The organism is Megasphaera hexanoica (assembly GCF_043520715.1).
GTDB classification, from domain to species: domain Bacteria; phylum Bacillota; class Negativicutes; order Veillonellales; family Megasphaeraceae; genus Megasphaera; species Megasphaera hexanoica.
Genome location: NZ_CP171361.1, coordinates 294,107 through 306,652, shown reverse-complemented (window position 1 = coordinate 306,652; position 12,546 = coordinate 294,107). Strand labels below are relative to the sequence as shown.

The following is a 12,546-nucleotide window of genomic DNA, read 5'->3' as shown; positions in this document are numbered from 1 at the left end:
GCAAAGACGGAAACGATAACTCTTTTTATACAGTACTATTATTTTTTATGCAGGAATATATAAGATATGCCTTAGCCGTGCAGTTTGTCAATCATATCATGCAATGCAGCAATCTGTTCAGCCGCTTCATGGCGGATATCTTCAGGATTACGCTGGATACGGGCCGACCCGGTTTCCATGGCAGCTTTGGCAACAGCCGCGGCTACAGCCGGGGCAACGCGCTGGTCAAACGCATCGGGAATGACATATTCATCATTTAATTCGTCATCACTGATGAGGCCGGCAATCGCATAGGCAGCAGCTACTTTCATGTCTTCATTGATATGGCGTGCCCGTACGGCCAGGGCACCGCGGAATATGCCGGGGAATACGAGGACGTTATTGATCTGGTTTGGTGAATCAGACCGGCCTGTTCCGACGACACGGGCACCGGCTGCCTTGGCAGAATCATAATCCGTTTCCGGAATAGGATTGGCCATGGCAAAGACGATGGCATCGTGATTCATGGACTGGATGATTTCTTTCGTAAAGATGTGGGGAGCCGATACGCCGAGGAGCATGTCCGCCCCTTTTACGACATCTGCCAGTGTTCCCTGCACCTTATCCCGGTTCGTCACGGCGGCTAGTTCTGCCTGTACGGGATTGAGGCCGTCCATACCTTCATAGAGGGCGCCACAGCGGTCTACCATAGTCACATTCTGAGCACCGGCCCGGACGAGGAGACGGCCGATGGAAGCCCCGGCAGCACCGGCACCGTTGATGACGATTTTTGCCGTCTTCAAATCTTTGCCGACGCAGCGGAAAGCTCCGATGGCACCGGAGAGGGCAGCAATGGCTGTACCGTGCTGGTCGTCATGGAATACGGGGATGTCCATTTCTTTTTTCAATGTATTTTCAATTTCATAGCATTTCGGTGAAGCAATATCTTCCAGGTTGATACCGGCAAAGGAGGGCTGAAGCAGTTTGACCGTTTCAATAAATTTCTTTGGGTCCTTCGTATCCAGGCAGATAGGAACGGCATTGACACCACCGAATACTTTGAACAGGACAGATTTTCCTTCCATGACCGGCATGGCCGCTTCTGGTCCGATATCGCCAAGGCCCAGGACACGGGTGCCATCGGATACGACGGCAATCATATTGCCCCGGCAGGTCAGATCAAAGGAAAGGTCTTTATTCTTGACGATTTCCCGGCACGGCTGGGCTACACCCGGCGTATAGAGTGTACTCAGATCATTGCGGGTTTTCAAAACGGCACGGGGCATCGTTTCAATAATGCCCTTTTTGCCACGGCGTACCTTCATTGCAGCTTCATCAAAATTCATGACATTCACCTCATTGTATTGAACATAACCACACTAATTTTTATTTCTTGTTTCCTGTACATGCCTATCTTATAATGGATTTATCTATAAGTCAAAGTCTTTTAAAATTATAGAATCTATAGCATGTGACTTATACTACAAATACGAAGGGGTGACATCATGCATAGCAATTCACGGGAATGGGAATATATCACGAAAATAGCCGAAACAGGCAGTTTCTCAACGGCTGCGGAAAAATTATTTATCTCCCAGCCTTCACTGAGCCAGTTTATACGCAGGATTGAAAAACATATGGGGACAACGCTGTTTGAACGCCGCGGAAGTGGTGTCATCCTGACAGAAGCAGGGCGGATTTATCTCACAGCAGAAGAAAAAGTGCGGGAAATCTACCGCGAACGTGATAGCCGCATCCAGGACCTGCAGCAGACCGTAAGCGGTACCGTACGCATCGGCAGCTCCTATTACCGCAGTGCCACCATTCTGGCCGCCGTATTTCCGCAGCTGCACAAAACGTATCCTCATATCCATATCCAGCTGTCGGAAGGAACGACGCGGGAACTGGAAGAAGATGCCCTCGAAGGGAGGACGGATTTTTCTATTGTACTCCACCCGTTCTTCCATGCCGGCCTTGCTTATGAAGAACTGTTCCGGGAAGAACTGCTCCTGGCCCTGCCGGAAGAGCAGGCACGGCACTATGAAAACCAGGCCCGCACTGTACCTTTTTCCCAATATCCCGCCTTTGATTACCATCTGCTGGGTAATGAGCCATTCATTGTCATCAAGGAAGGGCAGAAACTGCGTCAGAATTTCTATGAATTTACCCAGAAAGCCGCTATTTCGCCGCCTGTCGTCCTGGAATCCAACGATATGGTAACAGCCCTTACCCTGGCCTCTGTCGGCGTAGGAGCGACAATCATCCCGCAAGGCCGGTCTATCTACAGCCGCCTGCCCGCCCAGCCCCGTTACTACACGCTGCGCCAGTATACGCCAGACTGGAACGTCGCCATCGCCTATAAAAAAGGCCGGTATCTCTCCCAGGCAACGCGGGCCGTCATAGACATCATCCATCAGGAAGCCCAACGGACAGCCAGTGCGGGGAAGAGAGCAGGGTAATTCATCATATAAAATACACCGTCATATCCTGAAGCTATGGCCTGCGATAAAATAAAAGTGTTATCTATGGGAAAACAATAACTGGTATAATACATCCTGTAAAGAATATGTTAAGTATTTATACAAACTGCGCGCAGAATATAAAGTTTTTTAATCGTAATATGTATTAGAAATTTACAGGCATACAGGAGGAGAAACTCATGATTAAACCAGTCATTAAAACCGTAGATGGCAATGAAGCTGCAGCTGATATCTCTTATGCATTTACCGATGTTGCTGCGATTTATCCTATTACACCTTCTTCTACGATGGCAGAACATATCGATACCTGGGCTGCCCATGGACGCAAAAATCTATGGGGCCAAAAAGTAAAACTCGTAGAAATGCAATCAGAAGCAGGCGCAATCGGCGCCGTACATGGTGCTTCTGAAGCAGGCAGCCTGTGTTCATCCTATACGGCATCCCAGGGACTGATGTTGATGATTCCCGTCATGCACAGGCTGGCCGGCCAGTTAAAACCCGTCGTCCTGCATGTAGCAGCCCGGACAGTCGGCAGTAACGGAATTTCTATTTGTGGTGATCATTCCGATGTCATGGGATGCCGCAATACAGGGTGGGCCATGCTTTGCAGTGCCAGCGTGCAGGAAGCTGCTGATCTGGCTGCAGTAGCCCATCTTTCAACCATTAAGGGACGTGTGCCGTTTCTCCATTTCTTCGATGGATTCCGCACCTCTCATGAAATCCAGAAAATTAAAATGTTACCCAGGTCAGTCCTGAAATCCCTCATCGATGAAAAAGCCTTATTCCAATTCAAACATACCGGCCTGAATCCAGAACATCCGACTATGCACAGCCTTGGTATAAATGGAGACTTATTCTTCCAGAGCCGGGAAGCCAGCAATATCTGGTACAACAATATGCCCGATATTGTACAGGAATATATGGACAAGATTTCTGCACTGACCGGCCGTTCTTATCACTTGTTCGACTATTACGGTGCTCCCGATGCGGAATATATCACGATTGCCATGGGTTCGGTCACCGGCACGATTCAGGAAACAGTAGATGCTCTTAATGAACAGGGCATCAAAGCAGGGTATATTCAAGTTCATCTGTACAGACCCTTTTCACTCCGTCATTTTCTGAATATCCTTCCTGAAACAGTCAAAGCCATCACTGCCATGGATCGTACCAAAGAAGCCGGCGCTTTGGGAGAACCACTCTTTGAAGACGTATGCACGGCTTTGCGCGACGGCGATAAAAACATTCCCGTTTACGCGTGCCGGTATGGCATTTCCGGTAAAGATGTCCCACCTGCCTCTATCCATGCAGTATATCAGAATATGAAAGCCGCTGCACCTAAACGTCATTTTACCTTAGGCATTACTGACGATGTAACTCATTTATCCCTGCCAGATATCCCTATTGATGTCCATACGAAAAATACGATTAACTGTAAATTCTGGGGCTTCGGATCTGACGGTACCGTCGGGGCCAATAAGAACTCCATCAAAATCATCGGCGATAACACCGATATGTATGTTCAGGCCTATTTTGAATACGATGCTAAAAAATCTGGTGGCGTCACCAAATCCCATCTTCGTTTCGGACACAATCCCATCCGTTCTGCCTATTATATTAAACAAGCTGATTTCCTCGCCTGTCATAAACAAGCCTACATGAATTCCTATGATATCATCAGGGAAGTCAAGGATAACGGCATTTTTCTCCTGAACTGCAACTGGTCTGACACCGAACTGGATCAGGCGCTTTCCCATGACGTAAAACGCCAGATTGCACGGAAACACATTCGCTTTTACACGATTGATGCCACCAAAATCGCCATTGAAATAGGCCTCGGCGGCAACCGTACCAACACGGTATTACAGGCATCCTTCTTTAAATTATCCCACATTCTGCCTATAGATGATGCCGTCCGTTATATGAAAGAAGCAATCCAGAAGACCTATGGTGCCAAAGGAGAAAAAATCGTTTCCATGAACCAGGCCGCTGTTGACCGCGGTATTGCAGACGTCCATGAAGTCGCTGTACCCGCGGCCTGGGCTGACCTCCCGGACGATGCACCAAAGGACGAAAATGAGCTCCCCGATTTCATCAAAAAAATCATCATTCCCTGCAATGCCCAGAAAGGTGATGATGTACCAGTCAGCGAATTTCTCCCTTATGCGGATGGTTCTTTCCCTGTCGGTTCGACACAGTATGAAAAAAGAGGCATTGCCGTCAGCGTTCCCAAATGGGATGCCACAAAATGTGTACAATGCAATCGCTGCTCCCTTGTCTGTCCCCATGCCTGCATCCGTCCTTATTTGATTGATAAAGAAGAAAAGGTGGCAGCTCCGGAATCATTCGAAACGAAAAAAGCTATCGGAAAAAATCTGAACCGCTATGAATTCCGTATGCAGGTCTCACCACTGGACTGCTATGGTTGTGGAAGCTGCGCAAATATCTGTCCGGTAAAAGCGCTTTCAATGGAACCGCTTGAAACGCAACGTGCGGAAAACGAAAACTGGAATTATGCCCAGACACTTTCTACAAAACAGACCGATATTGATATGTATTCCGTAAAAGGCAGTCAGTTCCAGCGCCCGCTCCTAGAATTTTCCGGCGCCTGTGCCGGCTGTGCTGAAACAAGTTACATGAAAGTCCTGACTCAGATATTTGGTCCCCGTATGCTCATTGCCAATGCTACAGGCTGTACCCAGGCCTGGGGTGCCATGATTCCCAGCCTGGCATATACGAAAAACAGTGATGGTCACGGTCCGGCCTGGTCCAATTCTCTCTTTGAAGACAATGCGGAATTTGGACTCGGCATGGTCCTTTCTACGCAACAGCAGCGGGAAGACCTCATCTTGCACACTCATGAACTCCTCTCCCTGACCGATAACCCCGACGTAAAAACTGCCGGCCAGAAATGGCTCGATTCCATCGGTGCTGATGATGAAGGAAGTATCACTACAAGAGTAAGCAATACCTATGCCGATGCACTGAACCATGCAGAGTTACAAGGCCCGGCCCGTGAGCTGAGTGATTATATCCTGGCCCGCAGAGAACATCTCATTAAAAAATCAATCTGGATGTATGGTGGCGATGGCTGGGGATATGACATTGGTTATGGCGGTCTCGACCATGTACTGGCTATGGATATCGATATCAATGTCATGCTCGTCGATACAGAAGTATATTCTAATACCGGTGGTCAGTCATCAAAAGCGACCCCTCTCGGTGCTGTCGCACAGTTTGCTGCTGCCGGCCGGCGGATAAATAAAAAAGACCTGGGACGCATTTCCATGACCTATGGACATATTTATGTCGCCCAGGTAGCCATGGGAGCTGATTCCAATCAGCTCATGAAAGCCATTAAAGAAGCAGAAGCTTATAAAGGGCCGAGCCTGATCATTGCCTATGCGCCATGTATCAACCACGGACTGAAAAAAGGCATGGGGACCGCTCAGATTGAAATGAAGAAAGCCGTTGAATGTGGGTATTGGCATCTGTACCGTTACAATCCGGATTTGAGAAAACAGGGCAAAAACCCGTTTACTCTGGATTCGAAGGAACCAAAAGCCTCGTTCCGGGATTTCCTCATGGGAGAAAACCGTTATGCCTCTCTCGTCCGTACCTTCCCGGAAACGGCGGATGAACTCTTCACACGGGCTGAAGAGTTTTCAAAAGAGAAATATCGGCTTTATAAGAAAATGGCTGAAGAACAGTAGTATATCCTGATTTAAAAGCAGCTTTCTCTCTGGAGAAATGCCGGAGAAAAAGCTGCTTTTAACACTATTTGCAGAGGTAAAAAAATGGCTGATAAAAATGTTTCTACTATTTTAACCGGACTAAAAGTCTTAGATATGACCCGCGTCATCGCCGGTCCCTACTGCGGCATGATGCTGGCTGATATGGGAGCAGAAGTAGTCAAACTGGAAGTTCCAGGCCGCGGTGATGATTCCCGGTACTATCCGCCTTTTCAAAAAGGTGAATCCCTGTTGTATCAGCTTTTTAACCGTAATAAAAAATCTATTACGATTAATTTAAAAACAGAAAAAGGAAGAGCTATCTTCAAAGAAATCCTGCCTCATTTTGATATTTTATTGGAAAATTTCCGTCCTGGTGTCATGGAAAAAATGGGCCTTGGCTATAAGGACCTGGAAAAAATCCATCCCGGACTGATTTATGGCGCCGTATCCGGCTTTGGTCATACCGGCCCTTATTCCCAGCTGCCCGGCTATGACATCATTGGTCAGGCCGTAGGAGGCCTCATGAGTACTACCGGATGGCCTGGCGGCGAACCGACGCGCACAGGTCCGGCAATGGCTGATATTCTGAGCGGACTGAATCTGACCATCGGCATTCTTAGTGCTTACATCCGCCGTCAGCAGACGGGCAGGGGAGATAAAGTAGATATTGCGCTGGTAGATTCTGTCGTATCTGCCCTGGATTTTCTTCCCCAATGGTATTTTACAACAGGAAAAGTACCGGAACGAAAAGGCAATATGTACGATGCTGCTTACCCTTATGATACGTTTAAAGCGGAAGATCAGACCTTTGTCATCGCCTGTGGGAATGACAAATTATTCCATATTGTCCTCAACGTACTCGGCCGTACCGATTTATTAGATGACCCCCGTTTTCAAACAAACGAGTCCCGTCTGAATCATCACGACATCATTAAACAATTGATAGAAGAGTGGGCTTCCGACAAAAAGGCTGATGATATCGTCCGTATGCTGACTGATCATGGCTGTCCGGCCTGTGTCGTATTCGATATTGAGAGAATTGCCCACGATCCACACATCGTCGGTGATCGTCATATGTTTGTAGAAGTAGAAAGCCCAAAAATAGGAACGATGCATCTTACCGGTTCTGTCTTTAAGTTTACCAACGGTCATACGGGAGAGTATACGGCCGCTCCAGAACTAGGAGAGAACACACAGGAATATTTAAAAAACTTATTAAACTATGATGATACCAAATTGAAACAACTAGAAAAAGACCATATTATATGACAAAAAGCACCTGTTTGGATGGATCTCAACCAGTACACAATCCAAACAGGTGCTTTTATTATTTGTGTAATAGCCTCCACAGCGTCGTACGGCTCATGTGAAGCCGTGCTGCCGTTTCTTCATAGGTTTCATCAAAGACAGTACGCAGTACCCGGACCGCCTCTTGAAAAGGAGAAATCTGTTCTACGGGACGCTGGCAAAGGACGGGATATTGTGAAAAGATATCTGACTCCAACGTCTCATCTCCTATAGCTTCCAGCAGAAGACGGTATCGGTAACGGGCCGTACGGGTAACTGCTTTTTTCAACAGAACAGCATAACGGGTACTGACTGCACGCAGTTCAACGACATTTCCAGGCCAGCTGTACGTCATGAGTACCCGTTCCATCGCTTCCGTTACGATATTACCACGACTTCCGGGCAGCTGCTGGCGGACGTAATTTGAAAAAAGGAGACAAATATCTTCCTTACGTTCATGCAAAGAGGGGATAGGAAGCACGAGAATAGATAAAAGCCGTCTCAGACCTGCCGGTATACGGTGATATTCTTCGTCCGTCACCACCGTATAAAACATAAGGTCCAATGTCATCGGAGCTTCCATTCCGGGGCGGAAAAATTGGCGGACCGTAAGGGCTTCCTGCAGAACGGCCTGAAGGCGCGGCCCTGCCAGACCGGGATGCTTGATGATAACACTGCCGCCAGATGCCGTGAGCAATAATCCGTCGGTCGTATTATTTCCCTGACTGTAGCCATACAGCATTTCCACAGCCCGATCATCTATAATCGTGGCACAATCAATAGTAATACACGGCTTACCGGCCCTCCGGGATGCATTATGCAGGCAGTGAGCCAGTTCTTCCCGGCCGCATCCGGCAGGACCGACAAGCGTAGTCGCATACTCTACAGGAGAAATCTGGCGGCACAAATTCACAATATGGCTCATTTCTTTTGATTGCGCCGTAACTTTTTCTAATTTGTAGACAGGCGCAACGGTATATACCGGATGCTGCCGGTCTTTTTTCCTGTTATGGGGATTGGGATGAAAGGTAAGCAGTACGCCGCCTTCATGAATTCCTACAACAAGACGGCGGAAAACGCAGCGCATCATAGTCGCATTAATCAGGTGATAGCTATCCTGCTGGTTGAACCCGCTTTTCAAAAAATCTGATAAAGGCAGGTTAGGAAACACATCAGACAACGATCTGCCGCTTACCTGATGCAGTGCCAGTCCGGTATAATTCTGCATAGTGTGATTAAAAAATTCAATCATACCCTCCCTGCTGGTTACCACAATACCAAGCTGCGCCGTATCCAATACAGATTCTGCAATGACGTGACTGCGCCGGGTATCATACATTTTTTTAATCAGTTCCCCTGCTTTAAGGCAGGCGTCGCGGATGGCGTCTTTCCCTGCATAGATGAGAAGCGAATCCTTTCCCGCCGCATCAGCTGCATCCTGTACAACTACAGGCCCGATGAGGACATCACAAGATGTCTTTTTCGCTATTTCATAGACCTGAGGAACTTCATCATAGACTAATTCTGTAAGTTTCGCCTGCATGAGATATTCATATTTTTTTAAATCAAGTGGCAGTGCATAGCGGTAATGCATAATGCCGATACGATGATGTCCCTGATTGAGAGCCTTACGGATGGCATTCATATAATCCATGTCACTCACCTGGAACGAAATGACAGGATAGCTATACCGGGTGGCAAATAACGCCGCTCCGGCCGGTCCGGCTATGAATACTTCACATCCCAGGCGGCGTGCTTCTTCCACACAGATGGCCTGCTCATCGGCCAGACCTGACTCCATGATAATGTATTCTACATCACCATCGGGTAATTCACTAATAACTTGCCGGGCTACATCAGCTACGCGGCTGTAGGCCAGAATGCAGACCTTATATTGTTTTTTCATAGAATCTGATGTGATATGTGCCATAAAAATTTCTTTATAAATACCTTTCTCCTACTAGAAAAAATCAGAATAATTAACAGAAAAATAAACCATGATACCTGTTTTTTTGTTTCATTAATAAAAAAATATCATTTTTTGAAACATAAATCAACGCTTTATCATAACATAGCCTGTAAATTGGCAGAAAAGTCACGGGATATTATAATCAGCCTATAAGCAAAAGCGATTATAAAAAGAAAAGGAGCTATTTACTATGAATCAACCGCTAGTACAGCAATTTTCACAAGCCACGCAAGCTGTTCACTGTCTCATACCCGATTATATTATGCTTACGGACACGATTTCAGATGCCCTGTTGGAAAAATTAGAAACTGTGTCCATTCCATGCAAAAAGAAACTCATCGTATGCATTGATCATGATACACCAAACAGCAGCATTGCTGTCGGAAAAAAACAACGCCGCCTTCTGAACTGGGCAGTAAAAGAACATCTGCCCATAGAAAAATGCCAGGGCGTCGGCTATATCCGCCTCCTCGAATCCTATATCCATCGTAATGACATAATCGCCGGTACAGGATGCCATATGGCATGTCTGGGAGCTGCCGGTGCACTGGGAATACAGATGACAGAAGATGAGTTATGGGAAACCATAAAGAATGACAAAGTAACACTGCCGCATCCGGCTGTCCTCACGATTTCCCTGACAGGAACCATGCCAAACTATGTATCCATTCAGGACGTTGCTCTGGCAATACAGAAAGAATACAGCCATAAAATCGATGATCATACGCTGATTGTCTTCAAAGATGAAATTGGCCTTACGACAGACCAGCGTTACGATCTCTGTCATTTCGCACAGCAATATGGTGCCTGCAGTGCCTTGTTTACTGAAGAAACGATCTCCTGCAATACGACATTCGATATATCTGCCACCCAGCCACTGGTTGTCCTTCCGGGAACGTCCAATCAGACAGAATATCTGGGCGCTCTGCACGGCATCCACGTAAACGAAGTCTTTATCGGCGGATGCCGCGGTGGCAAACTGGAAGACCTGCGGGCAGCCGCCGCGATTCTCAAAGGGAAACACATCGCCTACCGTCTCCGTCTGGTCGTCACTCCTGCTACCAGTTCCATATACCTGCAGGCATTACGGGAAGGACTCATTGATATTTTTCTGGACTGCGGGGCTGTCGTCATGAATCAGGGATGCAGCGTCTGCTGGGGGAAAGCACAAGGCATACTGGACGCCGGAGAAGTCCTCGTTTCAACCGGCTCTTATCATTATCCCGGCTGTTGCGGCGACGCCAGCGCAGATGTTTATCTCGCCTCGCCCTGCACGGCAGCACATTGTGCTATTACAGGAATACTGAGTGAATGAGGAGGTAACAATATCTATGGAAAAGTCATTTGAAGGAAGAATCTGGAAACTCGGTGATGATATTGATACGGATATCATCATGCCAACGCAATGGGTCACACTGGATACGATGGACGAAGTAAAAAAGCACGCCTTTGAACCATTACGGCCGGACCTGGCTGCTGCTATCCAGCCGGGGGATATCATCGTTGCCGGTAACAATTTCGGCTGCGGATCTTCCCGCGAACAGGCACCGGAAGCACTGAGTGCCCTCAAAATTAAATGCATTATCGCCAAATCATTCGCCCGTATTTTCTTCCGCAATGCTATCAACAATGGTCTGCTGCTCATCGAATCCAAAGACCTCCCCGACCATTGCCAGGAAGGAGATACCGTAAAAGTCGAAATCAATCACTGCATCTGGTGCAACGGAAAAGAATACGATATTCCCCGCATGCCGGAAAACATCTTCCAGATCATCGAAGATGGAGGACTCGTAAAGAGCATGCAGAAACGAAATCATTGTCTGAAATAGGAGGACCATCATGGGACATACATTAGCAGAAAAAATTCTGATGCATAATACAGGCGTAGCAGACTGCAGACCCGGTGACATCGTCATCACTCATCCGGACTGCGTCATGTTTCACGATATCTATACGACGAATGTATACCGGAAGTTCAAGGAAATGGGATTTACTAAATCCTGGGATCCGGAAAAAGTCATCATCATGTTTGACCATCTGCTTCCGACCTGCCTTCCCCTCGATGGGGACCACATGAAACACGGATATCAGTTTGCCGAAGAATTCGGTGCCAGAAAGGTCCATGCCGGCGACGGCATCTGCCATCAGCTCATGCCGGAACTGGGATATGCCCGGCCTGGTGACGTCGTATTTGTCACTGATTCCCATACGACAACCTACGGTGCTGTCAGCGCTTTTTCTACGGGCATCGGCTACACGGAAATGGCGGCCGTCCTGGGTACAGGAGAAATGTGGGTCCGCGTACCGTCAGCCATTAAAATCCAGATAGACGGCACACTGCCGGACGGAGTCTGCTCCAAAGACATCGCCCTGCGCATCCTGGGAGATCTGAAAGCTGCCGGCGGCACCTATAAATCCCTGGAATTCTGTGGCTCTACCATCGATGCCATGCCCGTTGACGAACGGCTGACTATTGCCAATATGGCCGTCGAATGTGGTGCCAAAGTCGGACTGTTCGCACCGACAAAAGAAAGTTGTGCTTACAGCAACGTAAATTATGACGACGTATCGTGGCTCCATTTTGATGACGATGCAGAGTACGAAAAAGTGCTGACGTATAAAGCTGAAGATATGGTACCGTATATTGCGGCCCATCCGTACGTAGATAACGTCAAACCGCTGTCCGAACTGGAAGGAATGAAAGTAGATAAAGTATTCATCGGTTCCTGTACGAATGGAAGGCTGCAGGATCTGGCAGCTGCCGCCCGCATACTGGACGGACATCATATTGCACCTCATATCGAACTGCTCATCACCCCGGCATCGCGGTCGATTTTTAAACAGGCCATTGCTCTGGGGTATGTAGAAAAACTGGTCCGGGCCGGCGCCATGTTCACCCATCCCTATTGTTCTCTCTGTGAAGGACGGAGTGGAGGGCTGCTCTGTGATGATGAAGTATTACTTGGAACGAATAACCGGAATTTCCTGGGCCGTCTGGGCAGCCCGAAGTCCAAGACATACCTGAGTTCACCAGCTGTAGCTGCTGCCACGGCTGTAACAGGATATTTGACAAATCCTGCAGATGTAAAATAGGAGA

At 47.8% G+C, this 12,546-nt stretch carries 8 protein-coding genes; 6 read left to right on the top strand and 2 right to left on the bottom strand.

What is annotated here, in order from left to right; all coding sequences use genetic code 11:
• Nucleotides 1-71: 71 nt before the first annotated feature.
• Nucleotides 72-1,325, bottom strand: coding sequence for an NADP-dependent malic enzyme (locus ACGTIC_RS01400; RefSeq protein WP_059076242.1), 1,254 nt, complete (start codon nt 1,323-1,325; stop codon nt 72-74).
• Between the two features lie 159 nt (nt 1,326-1,484).
• On the opposite strand from ACGTIC_RS01400, the gene ACGTIC_RS01395 reads away from it, so the two are divergent.
• From ACGTIC_RS01395 to ACGTIC_RS01385, 3 genes are all read left to right on the top strand, one after another.
• The gene (locus ACGTIC_RS01395; protein ID WP_113855163.1) at nt 1,485-2,438 is read left to right on the top strand and encodes a LysR family transcriptional regulator; all 954 of its coding nucleotides are present in this window, start codon (nt 1,485-1,487) and stop codon (nt 2,436-2,438) included.
• A 200-nt stretch (nt 2,439-2,638) separates the two neighbouring features.
• Nucleotides 2,639-6,172 carry a pyruvate:ferredoxin (flavodoxin) oxidoreductase gene (gene nifJ / locus ACGTIC_RS01390; RefSeq protein WP_113855162.1) on the top strand — a complete coding sequence of 1,178 codons (3,534 nt, stop codon included), beginning with the start codon at nt 2,639-2,641 and terminating at the stop codon, nt 6,170-6,172.
• 84 nt (nt 6,173-6,256) lie between these two features.
• Nucleotides 6,257-7,462, top strand: coding sequence for a CaiB/BaiF CoA-transferase family protein (locus ACGTIC_RS01385; RefSeq protein WP_113855161.1), 1,206 nt, complete (start codon nt 6,257-6,259; stop codon nt 7,460-7,462).
• A 58-nt stretch (nt 7,463-7,520) separates the two neighbouring features.
• Here the strand turns inward: ACGTIC_RS01385 and ACGTIC_RS01380 are convergent, their stop codons facing one another.
• Nucleotides 7,521-9,410: a PrpR N-terminal domain-containing protein gene (locus ACGTIC_RS01380; protein ID WP_113855160.1), complete on the bottom strand. Its 1,890-nt coding sequence runs from the start codon at nt 9,408-9,410 to the stop codon at nt 7,521-7,523.
• A gap of 229 nt (nt 9,411-9,639) precedes the next feature.
• Between ACGTIC_RS01380 and ACGTIC_RS01375 the strand changes: the two genes are divergently transcribed.
• From ACGTIC_RS01375 to ACGTIC_RS01365, 3 genes are read left to right on the top strand one after another with little or no spacing between them, the layout of a single operon-like run.
• Nucleotides 9,640-10,764: an aconitase family protein gene (locus ACGTIC_RS01375; RefSeq protein ID WP_113855159.1), complete on the top strand. Its 1,125-nt coding sequence runs from the start codon at nt 9,640-9,642 to the stop codon at nt 10,762-10,764.
• Between the two features lie 16 nt (nt 10,765-10,780).
• Nucleotides 10,781-11,278 (top strand): 3-isopropylmalate dehydratase, encoded by a 498-nt coding sequence (locus ACGTIC_RS01370; RefSeq protein ID WP_113855158.1) that lies wholly within the window; start codon nt 10,781-10,783, stop codon nt 11,276-11,278.
• 10 nt (nt 11,279-11,288) lie between these two features.
• Nucleotides 11,289-12,542, top strand: a complete 1,254-nt coding sequence (locus tag ACGTIC_RS01365; protein ID WP_113855157.1) for an aconitase/3-isopropylmalate dehydratase large subunit family protein — start codon at nt 11,289-11,291, stop codon at nt 12,540-12,542.
• The last annotated feature ends 4 nt before the right edge of the window (nt 12,543-12,546 follow it).

Excerpts from the sequence above, each read along its gene's own strand:
- ACGTIC_RS01400 (WP_059076242.1), bottom strand. The coding sequence starts at position 1,325 with ATGAATTTTGATGAAGCTGCAATGAAGGTACGCCGTGGCAAAAAGGGC.
- ACGTIC_RS01395 (WP_113855163.1), top strand. The coding sequence starts at position 1,485 with ATGCATAGCAATTCACGGGAATGGGAATATATCACGAAAATAGCCGAA.
- nifJ (WP_113855162.1), top strand. The coding sequence starts at position 2,639 with ATGATTAAACCAGTCATTAAAACCGTAGATGGCAATGAAGCTGCAGCT.
- ACGTIC_RS01385 (WP_113855161.1), top strand. The coding sequence starts at position 6,257 with ATGGCTGATAAAAATGTTTCTACTATTTTAACCGGACTAAAAGTCTTA.
- ACGTIC_RS01380 (WP_113855160.1), bottom strand. The coding sequence starts at position 9,410 with ATGGCACATATCACATCAGATTCTATGAAAAAACAATATAAGGTCTGC.
- ACGTIC_RS01375 (WP_113855159.1), top strand. The coding sequence starts at position 9,640 with ATGAATCAACCGCTAGTACAGCAATTTTCACAAGCCACGCAAGCTGTT.
- ACGTIC_RS01370 (WP_113855158.1), top strand. The coding sequence starts at position 10,781 with ATGGAAAAGTCATTTGAAGGAAGAATCTGGAAACTCGGTGATGATATT.
- ACGTIC_RS01365 (WP_113855157.1), top strand. The coding sequence starts at position 11,289 with ATGGGACATACATTAGCAGAAAAAATTCTGATGCATAATACAGGCGTA.